The organism is Crenobacter sp. CS_VA4, from assembly GCF_055597485.1.
In genome coordinates, this window is record NZ_JBVMAE010000005.1 from 176,281 (window position 1) to 193,145 (window position 16,865).

Below are 16,865 nucleotides of genomic sequence, written 5' to 3' on the forward strand. Positions count from 1 at the left end.
GGTCATTCGAGGACGCAGCCCCAGCCGCGTCCCAAGCCACGCTGGATCGCTACGGAGCAGCACGGAGTTTGCGGATCGTCTAGTCTTTCCAATGTGGGGCAACCCAGGAGAGCGCAATGAATGACGAAACCTTTAACCTCAGTATCCGCAAGTTTCTCAAGACCGTCGGTGTGAAGTCCCAGCACGAAATCGAGGAGGCGGTCTCGCTGGCCATGGCCGCTGGCAGCCTCACCGGCAATGAGCATTTGCCTGTAGCGATGACGCTAGAAATGCCTGGCTTGAAGCTGAGGATTCAGTTTGACGGGGAAATTCAGCTGGAGTGATTCAGCACAATTCTGTTCAGAAATTGAACCACAAGAATGCCTTGTCGCTGCGGTGTCTGGGAATTCCTGCACTGAATTACTCCCAGACACGCCAGAGCTTGGCGTCCTGCGAAGCAAAACTGTGCAGGAAAAAGTTGGCAGCTTGGCCAACGACGGAAAGCTGTTCAGGAGAAAAAGTGTCGGAATAGGCGAGCACTGTGGGTACACGCGCACGGGGCGAGCCAGCGCAGGCGTGCGTCACTTGTTCTGGCCCACTCAATCCGGTGCCGCTCCTGCGTCGCCTGGTGCCGCGCATCCTCCTCGCTGATCTCCGGGTGTGGAAGGCAGACCCGGCTGGCCGAGCCGGGGGCCGCGCTGTTCAGGTCCAGCCGGAAGCCGGCCCCTCCGGCCAGTTGTACCGGGCCGTCGGCGAAGGTGCCGATGCGCAGCTTCGGCCCCTGCAGATCGAGCAGCACACCGATAGGGCGGTCTCGTTCACGCTCCACGGCGCGGATTGCTTCGAGCCGTTGCCTGTGGTCGTCGTGGGTGCCATGACTGAAGTTGAGCCGGAAGACATCGGCGCCGGCTTCGAACAGCGCGTCGATGACGTCGAGGGCGCTACTCGCCGGACCGAGCGTGGCCACGATCTTGGCGTTGCGAAGGCGTCTCATGCAGTTACTCCAGGTCAGCGCGCGACGAGAGTCGCGCGGAAATCGTTCACATTGGTCAGCGTCGGGCCGGTGATGACGGCGTCGTCCAACGCCTCGAAGACGCCGTGGCCGTCGTTGGCCGCCAGCGCGTCCTGCGGACGGATGCCGAGCCGCCAGGCGCGCTGCAGCGTGTCGGGGGCGACGATCTCTTCCTGCCCATCCACACCGTCGGTGTCGCCGGCGGATGGCATAGACGCCCGCCCTGCCGCGCAGCGTGAGCGCCAGCGACAGCAGGTACTCGACATTGAGCCCGCCCCGGCCCTTGGCCTGCACCGTGACCGTCGTCTCCCCGCGGAACAGCAGGACGCAAGGCGCCGGGAACGGCTGGTCGTGGCTGGCTACTTCGTGCGCGATGCCGCCCATCACCTTGCCGACGTCGCGCGCCTCGCCTTCGATGGCGTCGCCGAGCATGTACGCCGGCAGGCCGGCGTCCCTGGCGACGCGGGCGGCCGCCAGCATCCGCGGTGCGGCAATGAGCGAGGTCTTGATGCGTGGCAGTCGCAGGTCGCCAGGCTTTATCATCTCGGCCGCTTCCGAGGCCAGTGCCTCGAGCAGGTGCGGCGGGACGTCGATGCGATAGCGTTGGACGATGTCGAGCGCGTCGGCACGCGTCGTGGGATCGGGGACTGTTGGGCCGGACGCGATGTCGGGATCGTCGCCTGGGGCGTCGGACAGCAGCAGGTAGCAGACGCGCGCCGGGTGGCACGCTGCCGCCAGGCGGCCCCCCTTGATGGGGTATTCGTACTCTCCGTGCGAAATCTGGTGCCTTGTCTTTGCAAGACGTTGATTTTTAAGTGATTGTTGTTCTGCTCGCAAGCCTAGTCGACGGCACTCATGAAAGCCGCTCAGGGCAAGGCTTCGCGAGCGCTCACCACCAGATTTCGCACGGGAAGTACGAATACCCCTAAACTTGGCGCTGGCATCTGTCCATTGCGCGGCCACTCCAATGTGCAGAGGTCGCCGCCCCCGCAGGGCGAGGCGAAACAGGCCTTTGCCTTGCGGACCAACATCGCAAAAACAAGCCCCGAAGGGGATGCGAAACCTGCTTTTGCCACGCGGACCAGCACCACACAAACAAACCAAGCCCCGCAGGCAGCAACATCGTCAGGCGATCAGAGGCACCACCTCAATCTGCCACCTGCAACAAGTCCCGGTGCCGCGCCACCGCCTGCTGCACGATGTCATCCAGGCCGTCGCCGGCGCTGCCGTCGACATGCTCCAGCAGGCTGCGCCGCATGCGCGGCTCCCAGAAGCGCTTGATATGGCTGGCGATGTCCGCGATGGCTTCGTCGCGGTCCGGCATGGCTTCGAAGAAGCCGCCGATCTGGTTCGCCATCTTGACGAGGTTGTCGATCTTCATGACTGGCTCGATGCGTCCTGCAGACGCTGTGGATGGGTGTAGAGGCTGTAGCGGCCGGCACGCACGAAGCCGGCCAGGGTGACGCCGGCCTGTTCGGCCAGGCGCACGGCCAGAGCGGTGGGGCCGGACACTGCGGCCAGCAGGCCGATGCCGGCGCTGGCGGTCTTGAGCACCATCTCGTAGCTGGCGCGGCTGGTCACCAGCACGGCGCCGCGCGAGCGGTCCTCGCCGCTGCGCGCGAGCGCGCCGACCAGCTTGTCCAGTGCATTGTGCCGGCCCACGTCCTCGCGCACCAGGGGGACCTGCCCGTCGGCACGCAGCCAGGCGGCGGCATGGGTGGCGCCGGTGTGCTGCAGCAACCGCTGGCGCAGCTCGAGCTGGGCGAAGGCGGCCTGGATGGCGGCGGCGGAAAAGCGGGCGTCGCTGTCGACCGGCGCCGGCGTGCGCATGACCTGCTCCAGCGATTCGGTGCCGCACAGGCCGCAGCCGGTGCGGCCGGCCAGCGTGCGGCGCCGCGCCTTGAGATGCGCAAAGGCCTCGGCGGCGATGCGCAGGCGCACGGCGATGCCCTCGCAGCGGGCCTCGGTGTCGATCTCATAGATGTCGCGCACGCCGGCCACCAGCCCTTCGCTCAGGCTGAAGCCCACGGCGAAGTCTTCCAGGTCGGCCGGCGAGGCCAGCATCACCGCGTGGGAGATGCCGTTGTACTCCAGCGCCACCGGTACTTCCTCGGCGATCTCGTCCTCGCGCAGCGCGACTTCGCCCTGCCGCCACTGGCCGACGGCAAAGGTACTGTGGGTAGGTGGCTCGGCCGTGCCGTCCATCCGCTTGGTGCAAGCGTCCATGGCTCAGCCCTCCGTGGCCGGGTCCGCGCTGGCGGCCTGCAGCAGTTGGAGCTGCTGCGCGTTGAAGTCCTGGTACTGGCGCTGCCAGGCCGAAGGCTGGGCCACCGGCATCACCTGCACCGCCGTCACCTTGTATTCCGGGCAGTTGGTGGCCCAGTCGGAATTGTCGGTGGTGATGACGTTGGCGCCGGACTCCGGGAAGTGGAAGGTGGTGTAGACCACGCCCGGCTGCATGCGCTCGCTGACATTGGCGCGCAGCACGGTCTCGCCCGCGCGGCTCTGCACGCCGACCCAGTCGCCATCCTTGATGCCGCGCTCCTCGGCGTCATGTGGATGGATCTCCAGGCGGTCCTCGTCGTGCCAGTAGACATTGTCGGTGCGCCGCGTCTGCGCGCCCACGTTGTACTGCGACAGGATGCGCCCGGTGGTCAGAATCAGCGGGAAGGCGCGGTTCACGCGCTCGCTGGTGGGCACGTACTTGGTGATGATGAACTTGCCCTTGCCGCGCACGAATTCGTCGATGTGCATGGTGGGCGTGCCCTCGGGCGCCAGCGCGTTGCAGGGCCACTGGATGCTGCCCAGCTCGTCCAGGCGGCGGTAACTGACGCCGCTGAAGGTGGGCGTGAGCCGCGCGATCTCGTCCATGATCTCGGACGGGTGGCTGTACTGCATGGGGTAGCCCAGGGCGTTGGCCAGCAGCTGGGTGGCTTCCCAGTCGGCGTAGCGCGCCTTGGGCGGCATGACCTTGCGCACGCGCGAGATGCGGCGCTCGGCGTTGGTGAAGGTACCGTCCTTCTCCAGGAAGGAGGAACCCGGCAGGAAGACGTGGGCGTACTTGGCGGTCTCGTTGAGGAAGATGTCCTGCACCACGATGCATTCCATCGAGGACAGCGCCTCCGCCACGTGCTGGGTGTTCGGGTCGGACTGCACGATGTCCTCGCCCTGGCAGTACAGGCCCTTGAAGCTGCCCGCCAGCGCGGCCTCGAACATGTTCGGGATGCGCAGGCCGGGCTCGGGGCTGATCTCCACATTCCAGGCGGACTCGAACAGGCCGCGCGTGGTGGAGTCCGACACGTGGCGGTAGCCCGGCAGCTCATGCGGGAAGGAACCCATGTCGCAGGAGCCCTGCACATTGTTCTGTCCGCGCAGGGGATTCACGCCCACGCCTTCGCGCCCGACGTTGCCGGTGGCCATGGCGAGGTTGGCGATGCCCATCACGGTGGTGGAGCCCTGGGCATGCTCGGTCACGCCCAGGCCGTAGTAGATGGCCGCATTGCCGCCGGTGGCATACAGGCGGGCGGCGCCGCGCAGATGCTCGGCGGGAATGCCGGTGACCTCGGCCATGGCCTCGGGCGAGTTCTCCGGCTGGGAGACGAAGTCGCGCCATTGCTGGAAGGCGCGATCCTCGCAGCGCTCGGCGATGAAGGCTTTGTCGAGCAGGCCCTCGGTCGCGATGACGTGGGCCATGGAGGTCACGACCGCCACATTGGTGCCCGGGCGCAGTTGCAGGTGATAGTCGGCGCGGATATGCGGCGACTCGACCAGGTCGATGCGGCGCGGATCGATCACGATCAGCCTGGCGCCGGCGCGCAGGCGCTTCTTCATGCGCGAGGCGAACACCGGGTGGCCGTCGGTGGGGTTGGCGCCCATCACCATGATCACATCGGCCTTCTCCACTGAGCGGAAGGTCTGGGTGCCGGCCGATTCGCCCAGGGTCTGCTTGAGGCCGTAGCCGGTGGGAGAGTGGCAGACGCGCGCGCAGGTATCGACGTTGTTGTTGCCGAAGGCGGCGCGCACCAGCTTCTGCACCAGGTAGCCTTCCTCGTTGGTGCAGCGGGAGGAAACGATGCCGCCGATGGATTCGCGGCCGTGCTTGGCCTGGATGCGCTTGAACTCGGAGGCGGCGTAGGCGATGGCCTCTTCCCAGCTGACCTCACGCCAGGGATCGGTGATTTTGGCGCGCACCATGGGCTTGAGGATGCGGTCCTTGTGGGTGGCATAGCCCCAGGCGAAGCGGCCCTTGACGCAGGCGTGGCCTTCATTGGCCTGGCCGTCCTTGTACGGCACCATGCGCACCACTTCGTTGCCCTTCATTTCCGCCTTGAAGGAACAGCCCACGCCGCAGTACGCGCAGGTGGTGACGGTGCTGTGCTCGGCCTGGCCCATGCGGATCACCGAGGTCTCAGTCAGGGTCGCGGTCGGGCAGGCCTGCACGCAGGCGCCGCAGGACACGCAGTCCGATTCCATGAAGCTCTGGCTGGTGCCGGCCGAGACGCGCGAATCGAAGCCGCGCCCGCTGATGGTGAGCGCGAAGGTGCCCTGGGTTTCCTCGCAGGCGCGCACGCAGCGGTTGCAGACGATGCACTTGGACGGGTCGTAGGTGAAGTAGGGATTGGACTCGTCCTTGGCCAGCGCGGTATGGCTCGCGCCGTCGTAGCCGTAGCGCACCTCGCGCAGGCCCACCACGCCGGCCATGTCCTGCAGCTCGCAGTTGCCGTTGGTGGGGCAGGTCAGGCAATCCAGCGGGTGGTCGGAGATGTACAGCTCCATCACGCCGCGGCGGATATCGGCCAGCTTGCCGGTCTGCGTCTTCACCTTCATGCCGGCTTCCACCGGTGTGGTGCACGAGGCCGGGTAGCCACGCCGGCCTTCGATCTCCACCAGGCACAGGCGGCAGGAGCCGAAGGACTTGAGGCTGTCGGTGGCGCACAGCTTGGGCACGTTGACGCCGGCTTCCACCGCCGCGCGCATCACCGAGGTGCCGGCCGGCACGGTCACGTCGACGCCGTCGATCTCCAGCTTGACCAGTTGTTCCGATGCGCTTGGCGGCGTGCCGTAGTCGATTTCGTTCAGGGTGTTCAAGGGAAGCTCCCATTGCAGCGCTCGGGCGGCGCGATTCATGATCTGCGGTACCGGCACGCGATCGCGCGTTGCCGGCCTTACGTCAAGGTTGCCCCTCAGGCAGCCTTGACGGGCTGGGCCATGCCGAAGTCTTCGGGGAATTCGTCCAGCGCGGACAGCACCGGGTACGGCGTCATGCCGCCCATGGCGCATAGCGAGCCATTGAGCATGGTGTCGCACAGATCGCGCACCAGCTTCACGTGCTTGGCGGGCTGGTTGCCGGCGATGATCTTGTCGATCACCTCCACGCCGCGCGTGGAGCCGATCCGGCAGGGCGTGCACTTGCCGCAGGACTCGAGCGCGCAGAACTCCATCGCGTAGCGCGCCTGCTTTGCCATGTCCACGGTGTCGTCGAACACCACGATGCCGCCGTGGCCCACCACCGCCCCGAAGGCGGCAAAGGCCTCGTAGTCCAGCGGCGTGTCGAAGCGGGACTCGGGCAGGTAGGCGCCCAGCGGCCCGCCCACCTGCACCGCACGGATGGGACGGCCGCTGCGGGTGCCCTGGCCGTAATCTTCCAGCAGCTCGCGCAAGGTCACGCCAAAGGCCTTTTCCACCAGGCCGCCCTGGCGGATATTGCCGGCGAGTTGGAAGGGCAGCGTGCCGCGCGAGCGGCCCATGCCGAAGTTGCGATAGTGCTCGGCGCCGCGCGCCAGGATCACCGGCACCGTGGCCAGCGAGATCACGTTGTTGATGACGGTGGGCTTGCCGAACAGGCCCTCGAGCGCGGGCAGCGGCGGCTTGGCGCGCACCACGCCGCGCTTGCCCTCCAGGCTTTCGAGCAGCGCGGTTTCCTCGCCGCACACGTAGGCGCCCGCGCCCTTGCGCACTTCCAGGTGGAAGCGCCGGCCGCTGCCGCGGATGTCGTCGCCCAGCCAGCCGGCCGCCTGCGCGATGCCGATGGCGGCTTCCATCACGGCCACCGCATGCGGGTACTCGGAACGGGTGTAGATATAGCCCTGCTCTGCCCCCACCGCGAGCCCGGCGATGGTCATGCCTTCGATCAGCACGAAAGGATCGTCCTCCATCACCATGCGGTCGGAAAAGGTGCCGGAGTCGCCCTCGTCGGCGTTGCACACGATGTACTTCACCGGCGACTGCGCGCCCAGCACGGTCTTCCACTTGATACCGGTGGGAAACGCCGCGCCGCCTCGGCCGCGCAGGCCGGAGTCCGTGACCTGCTGCACGATCTCCTCGGGGCGCATGGCCAGCGCACGCGTCAGGCCCGCATAGCCTTCGTGGGCGATGAAGTCTTCCAGCGAGAGCGGATCGGTGATGCCCACGCGTGCGAAGGTCAGGCGTTCCTGCCGCTTGAGGAAGGGGATCTCCTCGGTCGGGCCCAGGGCCAGCGCATGCGCGCCGCCTTGCAGGAAGCCCGCGTCGAACAGGCCCGCCACGTCTTCGGCCGCGACCGGGCCGTAGGCCACGCGCCCGGCATCGGTCTGCACTTCCACCAGCGGTTCGAGCCAGAACATGCCGCGCGAGCCGTTGCGCACCAGGCGCAGCGCTTCGCCGCGGGCCTGGGCCTCATGCGCGATGGCGCGCGCCACCTCGTCGGCGCCCAGCGCCAGCGCGCTGGAATCGCGCGGAACATAAACGGTGATGGTCATGATGCTTCTCCTGGCAGGTTCCCCGGCAGCCCGGGCCGATCGCTTGCGGCTTCCCTTGCCTGCTCCTGGCGCTGCACGGCGATCAGGGCATCGAAGCGCTGCGGGCTCACCCGCCCGTGCACCTGCTCGCCGATCATCACGGCCGGCCCGCAGGCGCACTGGCCCAGGCAATAGACCGGCTCCAGCGTGAAGGCCTGGTCGTCGGTGGTGTGGTGGAAACCACAGGCCAGCGTGCGCTTGGCATGCTCGGCCAGCGCCTCGGCGCCAACCGCCTGGCAAGCCTCGGCACGGCACACCTGCACCACGCGGCGCCCCGGCTTGCTGTCGCGGAAGTGGTGGTAGTAGGTGATCACCCCGTGCACTTCGGCACGCGAGAGATTGAGGGCGCGGGCGATGTCGGGCACCGCTTCCGGCGGCACGAAGCCCACCGTGTCCTGGATCTCGTGCAGGATGGGCAGCAGCGCGCCGGGCATGTTCCGGCGCGACGCCACGATGCGCGCAACCTGCTCGCGCGCGCTGTCAGCGGCTTGGCTAGGCATGGTGTCTCCTGTATTGGCCAGATCTGCCGGCGCCCGTCGCGGGTGCCGGCGCAAGGAAAGCAAGGGCCGCGGCGGCGAAGCGTGCGGTGCGCAAGCGGTGCCGCGTGCCTGCAATTCCGGCGCACTGCTGGCCTTTATATGCTATTTTTTTCATATCATGGCGACGTCTTGTCAGCAGGATATCGCCCTTGGAAGGGAATATAGATAAGGCGATAGCACCAATCAATATGCTATTTTTTTCATATGATTCGTATCTCAATCCACCCACATCTGCAAGTGCGCGATGATGCGCGCGCGGACCAGGAGGCGCTCGATGTCTCGCGCCTGGTGACCTTGCTCGGCCATATCGAAAGCGCGGGCGGCATCAGCCAGGCCGCGGAGCTGACCGGGCTGTCCTACCGCTATGCCTGGGGCATCCTGCGCGATGCCGAGTCGCTATTCGACGGCGCCCTGATCGCCAAGACGCGCGGGCGCGGCAGCACGCTCACGCCGCTGGCGCAGCAACTGGTATGGGCCAGCAAGCGGATCGCCGCGCGGCTCTCGCCGACGCTGGACAGCCTGGCCTCGGAGCTGGAAGTCGAGTTGAAGAAGCTGGTGGACCAGGGTGCGGCGCCGGTGCGCCTGCACGCCAGCCACGGCTTCGCGGTGGCGGCCCTGCGCGACTTCCTCGACGAGCACAAGGTGCGCCACGACCTGAAGTACTGCGGCAGCCTGGAAGCGGTGGCGGCGCTGGCCGAGGGCGGCTGTGACATTGCCGGCTTCCATGTGCCGATCGGCGAATTCGAGCGCGAGACGCTGGCGCGCTTCACCGCCTGGATCCGCCCGCAGACACATTGCCTGATCCACCTGGCGGTGCGCTCGCAGGGCCTGTTCGTCAGCCCCGGCAATCCGCGCGGCATCCACTCGCTGCAGGACCTTGCGCGGCCAGACGTGCGCTTCGTTAATCGCCAGACCGGCTCGGGCACGCGCCTGCTGCTGGACCTGATCCTGCGCGCGCGCGGCATCGACAGCAACCGCATCGAGGGTTACAGCAACGGGGAGTTCACCCATGCCGCGGTCGCCGCCTATATCGGCAGCGGCATGGCGGACGCGGGTTTCGGGGTGGAGACCGCGGCCCGGCGCTTCGGGCTGGAGTTCATTCCGGTGCTGCAGGAGCGCTATTTCTTCGCGATCGAGCAGAAGATGCTGCAAAGCCCGGCGCTGGCGGGCGCGGTGGCCGCGCTCAAGAGCGGCAGCTTCCGCCAGATGGTGGATGCGCTGCCCGGCTACGATGGCAGCATGACGGGCGCCGTGCAGACGCTGGAAGAGGCCTTCCCGGGATTCCCGGAATTTCGCGGCTACGGTACGGAACCTGGCACCTTGCGTTAGCCGGCGCGCCGGGACGGGCGCGGGCTGGACAAAGCTGGTGGCGGCGCTCAGACTGACATGCTCGCGACGCGACCCACACCCACCACCACCACTGGAGATGAGTCATGGCCGAGGCAAAATACACGGGATGCGTATTTCGGGGCACGTGATCAGCGATTTCGGCGCAACGTGATCACCTGTTTCGGCCGGAAGGTGATCGCCGGTTTCGGCTGAACGTGATCACTTTGGCGGTGACGCCGAAATGGCTGATCACGGTCCCGAAACGAGTGATCACGTTGCTGAAATAGGTGATCAAGCAGCCGAAACGGGTGATCATGCGCCGAAATGGCACCGGGCAAGGGATGGGGGTGGTACTGCGCATGGGCTAAATCGCCGGCGATACGCTGTTTCCTTTTTGCAAGGAAGCAAGCTGATGCCGGCCAACCGGATGACCATGCGCAAGATCAAGGAAGTGCTTCGCCTGAAGTGGGCGTGTGGCCTGTCGCACCGGTCGTAGAACGAAGCAAAAGCGCCAACACTTCGTAAGAAGGGATCATTCGGAAGCACAAGATCGATTAGATCGCTGGGAGGGACGAAATTCACGACAACCGCCGGTGGCTGCCGCTTAAGAAGTAACCGTCAGCGGAATCCATGTGGAGTGAGCTGGAAGCGGCCGTTTGGAGAGATGGGTGGTTACAGGTCGACGACCTTGCGCAGGAGCGCGAAGGAGACGCGCCAGTGACCTTCGTTCGGGTCACATTGAATGGAGGCGGTCTTCTGGTTCAGCCGTACGATGATGCCGATGCGCTCGCGCAGGTGCTGATCGGTGAAGGCGACTGTGTCGCCGACCAGGAAGTCCGCCCGCTGTGCTCAAGTCGGCGGCGGGGTGTGCGCAGGTTGTGGCGCCGGGGGGAGGGATCGGCGAGCACGGCTGCGTAGGGCAGGATCCAGTGTCGGCCGCTGGTGATGTCCTGGACCACAGCCTGGGTCTGACGCAACTCGAGGATGCGTACTTGGCGCAGCGGCTGGGTAAGGTCGTCGGCAACGTAGTCGACGGTCGCCGATATGCAGATGCCGACGGCACTCCAGGATACGCTTGGGATCGTTGATCATCCGCCCGATGGTCAGATACAGGCGGTACAGGTCGGCACTCGGGGCCAGGCGCAGAGCGTCAAGGATGTCCATGACGCGCAGTGTACCGGCTAGCGCGCCAGCGGCAGCAGTTCGTGAACCTGGCTGACACAGGGTGAGCGGGCAGTCGCTGCAGCGTGTCCTTGAGCCAGGCATAGGGCTCGATGCCGTTCAGGCGGCAGGTGCCGAGCAGCGAATACATGGTGGCCGCGGCGCGCCCGCCGCGCGGTGAGCCCGCGAACAGCCAGCTCGCCCTTCCGAGGGCAATCGGGCGGATCGCGCGCTCCAGCCGGTTGTTGTCAGGCATCCAGGATGCCGCTCTCTGTGTAGCGCGCCAGCGCCTGCCAGTGTCGCAGCGCATAGCCGAAGGCCTGCGCCAGCGGCTGCCTGGCCAGCAGGCCATGGGCATTGCCCTGCAGCCACTGATGGAACTGCGCCAGCAGCGGCACGGCCTCGGCCTGGCGCACCGCCAGCTGGTGATCCGGTGACTTGTCCTTGATGCCGGCCTCGATGGCATACAGCCGGGCGATCTACTCCAGCGCCTGCGCGGCCAGCCCCGGCGTCTTCTGTGCCTTGGCAATCTCGAAGAAGCGTCTGCGGCAATGCGCCCAGCACCCGACCTCGATGATCCGGCCGGTGCGGTAGAGCGCATCATGGCCGCTGTAGGCATCGGCCTGCAGGTAGCCATGATAGTCGCGCAGGAAGTACAGGGGATGGGCGCCGGCGCGGGATTCGGCGAACTCGAACAGCACCGCCGGCGGATGATCCACCCACAACCCGTTCTCCTGCCGCTGGCCGGCCCCGAGGTAGCCCCACAGGTGGGCTTGCCGCGTGGTTGTGCGCCCGCGCTCGAGCAATGGCAGCGTGGTGTCGTCCAGATGCAGGCGCGGCGCCTGCAGGACGTGGTTGCGCAAGGACGGCAGCAGCGTCGCCAGCAGCTCGGCCGATGCCAGCTTCCATTCGCACAGGGTAGCCCTTGGCAGGTGAACGCCCAGGCGCGCGTAGCGCAACTCCTGCCGGTTGATCGGCAGGTGGTCCACGAAGGTGTCGACCTGGATGCTGGCGAGCAGCCCTGCGCTGGCGACGATCGCTGTCGGCATGCTTGGCAATCGTTATCCCCAGCGCCGCATGCTGACCTTCGCGGCCGGTCTGATGGCTGCCTCCGGTCTGGGGGTTGCCGGCTTCTCGTCACTGTGGCCGCTGTTGATCGTTGCGTTCGTTGGCGCACTCAACCCGAGTTCGGGCGATATGAGCCTGTTCCTGCCGCTCGAGCAGGCCGGCCTGGCCGAGTCGGCGGCTGCCGATGTCCGCACCGCACTGTTCGTGCGATACAGCTTGGTCGGGGCATTCTCCGCAGCCGTCGGCGCGTTGTCCGCGGCACTACCCCAATGGCTGACGCTGCATACCGGCGTGTCGCTGCTCGCGGCCCTGCGCGCCATGTTCATCGTCTACGCGTTGACGGGCATCATCCTCTGGCTCCTCTATCGACGGCTGCCCGAGCCTTCCGTGCACACCCGGGCTCCAAGTGCACCGCTCGGTCCATCGCGCCGGATCGTGACCCGTCTTGCGCTGCTCTTCAGTGTGGACGCATTTGCCGGTGGTTTGGTGGTGAACTCGTTGCTGTCCTTGTGGTTAATGCAGCGCTCCGGGCTGCCTCGCGGCGCTGCGGCCTCAGTACTTTCTGCGCATTCTTGCCATACCACTCGCAGGACAACGTACAGGGCAGCACCTCGGTGATTAGTGCATCCATGCGCGTCTTGCCGTTGTTCAGGCTGACGATGTGCGCCAGGTCCTCTGCGTGCGAAACGATGTAGTCGCGCATGAGCTGCATGTGTCGGCGGCGTTCGCGGAATGGCTTGGCCTGCCACAGACGTTGCGCGGCGCGGGCGCGAGAGAAAATCTCTGGCATGCACTCAATCAACGAGTTGGGAGATGACCCGAGCCGCTCGGAGGGAGCGGGGTTATAGTCAGCCGTTTCTACTGCTTCGGTTGTGGTGAGAATTGAGCGGTTCATGCACCTTCTCCAGTAATAGGTGAGCGCGGTGGAATGAAGGACATCGCGCGCTCGGCCAACGCGGTTATCGTTAAGCTGGGGTTCACGCCGAGGTTCGCTCCCAGCATGGAGCCGTCCACCACATAGAGGTTTTTGTAGTTAAAGACCCGGTTCTGCGGGCCAATGACGCCGCACTCTGGGCTTGTTGCGATGGCACAGCCGCCCATGCAATGCGCGGAAAACGGAACGTTGAAAAGGATTTCGGTGAGGGTTGTCATTGGGGTTCCTCCGAACATCTTTGCCATCTTTTCTGTAAAGGCGTTGGCCTGCGGGATATAGGTCGGAATACGGTTGCCTTCGCTGCACAGCAGTTTGCTGAATGGCCAGTACCAGGGTCGCTTGAGCCGCATGCGCAGAGATGCATCCACTGTCTGCATCACCAGGAAGATCAGCGTCTGCCGCGCAAAACCGAAGGGGGTGCTCATGCGTAGAAACACAAGCGGATGGCGTAGCGCCGCCCAAAGCCAGGTGAAGATCCGCGTCCATCCCGCCTTGCCGCCGATCATCAGCGTGGTCAACAAACCCATGGCGTCCGAGCCCGATGGGTAGCGCGTCGCCTCTATGTGCGTATGCTCGTCGAGGTAGATGCTAGAGCCGATCGCGACTCCTGGGGTCATGTCCACCTGCTGCCTAGGGAAACGCACTCCGACGATGGACTCGGCATTGGTGCGTACACCATTGCCCAGCTCATTCGAGACGTTGGGCAAGGAGCCGCCTTGTTTGAGGCGAAACAGCAGTTCCTGTGTGCCCAGTGAGGACCCCGCAATGACCACATTGCGCGCGGTGAAGCGGCTGCGCTGCTTGTTAAACCACGCGGTGGAGCGTTCGGTCGTGATCTCGTAGCCGTCGCTACCGTCGGCCCTGCCGTGAAGTGGCCGCACGTCCACCACCCGGGTTTCCTCGAACACTTGCGCGCCGTGCTTCTCTGCGAAATAGAGGTAGTTCTTGTCGAGGGTGTTCTTCGCGTTGTGCTTGCACCCCATCATGCAGCCGCCACAGCCAACACAGCTGCTGCGCGGCGGCCCGTCACCGCCGAAGTAGGGGTCCGGATAGGTCTTCCCGCCGGCTTCGCCTTCAGGAGGAAAGAATGTCGCAACCTGCGTAGGCTTGAAGGTGTGGCCGACGCCGGCCGCTTCGCTCATCTCCTTCAGCAAGTGATCGGCCGGGCCGAACAGCTTGTTTTCGGTGACACCAAGCATGCTCTTGGCGCGCTCGAAATGCTCCGGCATCTCGCTCTTCCAGTCGGTTGCCCCAGCCCAGGAACCCTCGTCCCAGATGCTGTCGGGGGGCACCAGCAGGGTGTTGGCGTAGGTGATGGACCCACCGCCCACCGCATTGCCGCAGATGATCGTGACGTGCCGGAACAGACGCATATTGAAGAAGCCGAACAGTTTGAGCCCCGGTCGCCATAGCCATCGCCGCGCGTCCCAACTGCTCTTGGGAAGATCCTCCGGCTTCCAGCGCCGCCCCATTTCCATGACAGCGACTGAGTACCCCTTCTCGGCCAGGCGGCAGGCTGAAACGCTGCCGCCGAAGCCGGACCCTATTACGATGTAGTCGTAGTCGAAACTGCCTCTTGAGCTCTTCATCACTTTTCTCGCCTTCAGTGTCTGTCTATGCAACGGCAGTTTTGGATAAGCAGTGGCTGTTCACGAATCGCCCAATCTCCGCAACCGAGGCATCCGCTTCGCACAGCATGCCGGCATGGAGCTGAAAGACATGCCAGAGGCCCTCGTAGCGGTGTAGGCTGACCTGAACGCCAGCATCCCGCGCCCGCTGAGCTAGGCGCTCCGCATCCGACAAAAGGATCTCCTCCGAACCCACCTGGATCAGTAGGGGGGGAGTCCGTGCAAATTCGCGAACAGCGGCGAGAGGCCCTCGTCGCAGGCTCTCGCGTCGCCGCGATACCTATCGGCACACCAGGAAAGCCATGAACGGCTTAGCATCGGATCGAATTTGGCGCGCGTCACGATGCTCTCACCGCCAAGAGTCAGGTCCACCCAGGGCGAGAGCAGCACCAGTGATGCTGGCAGAGGCAGACCGCTATCGCGAATCGCCAGCGCCGTCGCCAGTGCCAGACCTCCACCGGCCGAGTCTCCCGCCAGTGTCAGCTGTGCCGGGTCCTGCCCGGCACTGATCAATGCGGCGTACACCGCCAGAGCATCCTTAAGCGCGGCGGGATAGGTATGCTCCGGTGCGAGCCGATAGTCCGGCAGCCACACACGAGCCGCTGCGGCATGCCCGATGTGGGCAGCGAGCTTCGCATGGCTGCCGGCGCCGCCCATCACATAGCCGCCACCGTGCAGATAGAGCACACCGAGGCTCGGCGGTGCACCCGCCGGATCGATCCGTAGCGTCGAAACGCCGGCGATGTTCTCCTGCTGGGCCTTGAAGCCGCGCGGACCGACTAATAGCAGGCCGACCCACGCGCCCCAGCGCCGCTGGATGGACACTGGGACCCAGTCTGCCAGCACCGGTTTGACTAACAGACGCACGAACCAGAACAGCAGTGTTTTCATCATCAAGATTCCTTGGGGTAATCTCGGCGTCACTCCCGTCGCGGGTTACGCCGTGGCCACACATGATGGTGTCGGGTGCAGCTCGTAGTCCTGCAAGTCGAGCATCCTGGTCATCAGGCGGTAGCTGAAGGTGAAGCCCGGCCAGTTGTTCGTGTTCTTGCCCGAGGCGGTCTTGTACCAGGAGGAGCAACCAGACTCCCAGACACTGCTCTTGAGCTGTTTCTGAATACTTGCGGCGTATTCGCTTTGTCGGTTGGCCTTCACGTCCATGAAGTGCAGGCCAGGGTCGAGCAGCATCCGCACGCACTGCATGACGTAGTGCACCTGCGACTCCAACATGAACACGATGGAACTGTGCGCCAGATTGGTATTTGGCCCGTAAAGCATGAAGAGGTTGGGGAAGCCCGATACGCAGATGCCCTTGTAGGCGTCCGCACCATCGCGCCAGGCCTCGTTCAGATCGAGTCCATTGAGGCCCTTGATCGTCATCGGGGCTAGGAAATCGGTTGCCTGGAAGCCCGTGCCGTAGATGATCGCGTCCACCGGGTGACGCCGACCGTTCTTGGTGACTATCGCGTCGGATTCCACGTGGTCGATGTCCTCGGTAACGATATCCACGTGGTCATGGTTCATTGCCCGATACCAGTCATTAGAGATCAGCACGCGCTTACAGCCGATCTTGTAATCCGGGATGAGTTTGCGGCGCTTGCTCTTGCTCTTCACCTGGCGCCATGCCATCCAGCGTGCTTGCAAGGCTAAAGCTCCGAGCAACCAGCCGAAGCGTGTGAACGCGAGAGCGCGGCTTTCGTTTTTCCAGTAAATCAGCGAACGGTACAAACGGTCGACAATGGGAAAGGCCTCAAACATCCATTGCTCGAAGCCGGTAAACGGCCGGTCCGGTTTGGCGATGACCCAAGCGCCAGAGCGCTGGAACAATTTGACCTGCTTTACTTTCGATACGATTTGCGGCACGAACTGGATCGCGCTCGCGCCAGTACCAACCACGGCAACGGATTTGCCAGTCAGGTCGTAATCGTGGTCCCAGCGTGCCGAGTGAAAAGCTTTACCCTTGAAACTCTCGATGCCCTTGATTTTCGGAAAGGCAGGGCGGTTGAGCTGACCGCAGGCGGTCACCACGATATTGGCATGCAGCACCGCGCCGTCCTTCGTGGTAATGATCCACCTGCCCGCGACCTTGTCGAACTCGGCGGAGACGACTTCCTTATTGAACTGAATATGGGACCTAAGTTCGTATTTGCTGACGCAGCTCTCCATGTAGGAGCGGATTTCCGGCTGCAGGCCGAACTTTCGGGTCCAGTCGCTCTTTGGCTCGAACGAGAACGAATACAGATGCGACTGCACGTCGCAGGCGGCTCCTGGGTAAGTGTTGTCGCGCCAGGTGCCGCCGACACTTCCCGCCTTCTCCAGCATCGTGAAGGATTCGATGCCGGCCTTTTTCAGTTGAATCGCCATGCACAGGCCACCAAAGCCAGTGCCGATGATCACGATGCTCGGTGATGACTCTTCGCCATTCAGTTTCGTTTCCAT

Annotated in this window: 14 protein-coding genes and 3 pseudogenes; 2 read left to right on the forward strand and 15 right to left on the reverse strand. The window is 64.8% G+C overall.

All coding sequences use genetic code 11. The features are described 5' to 3' along the window. Window positions 1-116 precede the first annotated feature (116 nt). Window positions 117-323, forward strand: coding sequence for a DUF6494 family protein (locus ACZ2IA_RS06795; protein ID WP_470291817.1), 207 nt, complete (start codon window positions 117-119; stop codon window positions 321-323). A gap of 164 nt (window positions 324-487) precedes the next feature. Here ACZ2IA_RS06795 and ACZ2IA_RS06800 read toward each other — a convergent pair whose 3' ends face one another. The 8 genes and pseudogenes from ACZ2IA_RS06800 to ACZ2IA_RS06835 form a co-directional block, all read right to left on the reverse strand. Then, window positions 488-973 (reverse strand): pyruvate kinase, encoded by a 486-nt coding sequence (locus ACZ2IA_RS06800; protein ID WP_470291880.1) that lies wholly within the window; start codon window positions 971-973, stop codon window positions 488-490. A gap of 14 nt (window positions 974-987) precedes the next feature. Next, on the reverse strand, window positions 988-1,203 hold the full coding sequence (locus ACZ2IA_RS06805; RefSeq protein ID WP_470291881.1) for an MOFRL family protein: 216 nt from the start codon (window positions 1,201-1,203) through the stop codon (window positions 988-990). 409 nt (window positions 1,204-1,612) lie between these two features. Then, window positions 1,613-1,954 (reverse strand): annotated as a pseudogene (locus ACZ2IA_RS06810) (DUF4147 domain-containing protein); the annotation flags it as partial. A gap of 184 nt (window positions 1,955-2,138) precedes the next feature. After that, window positions 2,139-2,372 carry a formate dehydrogenase subunit delta gene (locus ACZ2IA_RS06815; protein WP_470291818.1) on the reverse strand — a complete coding sequence of 78 codons (234 nt, stop codon included), beginning with the start codon at window positions 2,370-2,372 and terminating at the stop codon, window positions 2,139-2,141. Further along, window positions 2,369-3,217, reverse strand: coding sequence for a formate dehydrogenase accessory sulfurtransferase FdhD (gene fdhD, locus ACZ2IA_RS06820; RefSeq protein WP_470291819.1), 849 nt, complete (start codon window positions 3,215-3,217; stop codon window positions 2,369-2,371). The genes ACZ2IA_RS06815 and fdhD overlap by 4 nt, the downstream gene beginning before the upstream one ends. 3 nt (window positions 3,218-3,220) lie before the next feature. Continuing rightward, a complete protein-coding gene (fdhF, locus tag ACZ2IA_RS06825) occupies window positions 3,221-6,079 on the reverse strand; it encodes a formate dehydrogenase subunit alpha (protein ID WP_470291820.1) in 2,859 nt (952 codons plus the stop codon). Window positions 6,080-6,174: 95 nt separating this feature from the next. Further along, entirely contained in the window at window positions 6,175-7,728 is a 1,554-nt protein-coding gene (locus ACZ2IA_RS06830) for a formate dehydrogenase beta subunit (RefSeq protein ID WP_470291821.1), read from the reverse strand. Beyond that, window positions 7,725-8,267: a formate dehydrogenase subunit gamma gene (locus ACZ2IA_RS06835; RefSeq protein ID WP_470291822.1), complete on the reverse strand. Its 543-nt coding sequence runs from the start codon at window positions 8,265-8,267 to the stop codon at window positions 7,725-7,727. The genes ACZ2IA_RS06830 and ACZ2IA_RS06835 overlap by 4 nt, the downstream gene beginning before the upstream one ends. Before the next feature lie 243 nt (window positions 8,268-8,510). Between ACZ2IA_RS06835 and ACZ2IA_RS06840 the strand changes: the two genes are divergently transcribed. Further along, on the forward strand, window positions 8,511-9,635 hold the full coding sequence (locus tag ACZ2IA_RS06840; protein WP_470291823.1) for a substrate-binding domain-containing protein: 1,125 nt from the start codon (window positions 8,511-8,513) through the stop codon (window positions 9,633-9,635). A gap of 172 nt (window positions 9,636-9,807) precedes the next feature. Here ACZ2IA_RS06840 and ACZ2IA_RS06845 read toward each other — a convergent pair whose 3' ends face one another. From ACZ2IA_RS06845 to ACZ2IA_RS06875, 7 genes and pseudogenes are all read right to left on the reverse strand, one after another. Further along, on the reverse strand, window positions 9,808-9,996 hold the full coding sequence (locus ACZ2IA_RS06845; protein ID WP_470291882.1) for a hypothetical protein: 189 nt from the start codon (window positions 9,994-9,996) through the stop codon (window positions 9,808-9,810). A 789-nt stretch (window positions 9,997-10,785) separates the two neighbouring features. Then, window positions 10,786-11,154, reverse strand: a complete 369-nt coding sequence (locus ACZ2IA_RS06850; protein WP_470291824.1) for a transposase domain-containing protein — start codon at window positions 11,152-11,154, stop codon at window positions 10,786-10,788. Then, window positions 11,045-11,845: pseudogene (gene tnpC, locus ACZ2IA_RS06855) on the reverse strand (IS66 family transposase). The gene ACZ2IA_RS06850 and the pseudogene tnpC overlap by 110 nt, the downstream one beginning before the upstream one ends. Before the next feature lie 476 nt (window positions 11,846-12,321). Further along, on the reverse strand, window positions 12,322-12,759 hold the full coding sequence (locus tag ACZ2IA_RS06860; protein ID WP_470291825.1) for an aldehyde dehydrogenase family protein: 438 nt from the start codon (window positions 12,757-12,759) through the stop codon (window positions 12,322-12,324). Beyond that, window positions 12,756-14,387, reverse strand: coding sequence for a cholesterol oxidase (gene choxAB / locus ACZ2IA_RS06865; RefSeq protein WP_470291826.1), 1,632 nt, complete (start codon window positions 14,385-14,387; stop codon window positions 12,756-12,758). Before choxAB ends, ACZ2IA_RS06860 begins: the two co-directional genes overlap by 4 nt. Window positions 14,388-14,412: 25 nt before the next feature. Continuing rightward, a pseudogene (locus ACZ2IA_RS06870) lies at window positions 14,413-15,320 on the reverse strand (alpha/beta hydrolase). A gap of 42 nt (window positions 15,321-15,362) precedes the next feature. Beyond that, complete coding sequence (locus ACZ2IA_RS06875; protein WP_470291827.1) at window positions 15,363-16,865, reverse strand: flavin-containing monooxygenase; 1,503 nt, start codon at window positions 16,863-16,865, stop codon at window positions 15,363-15,365.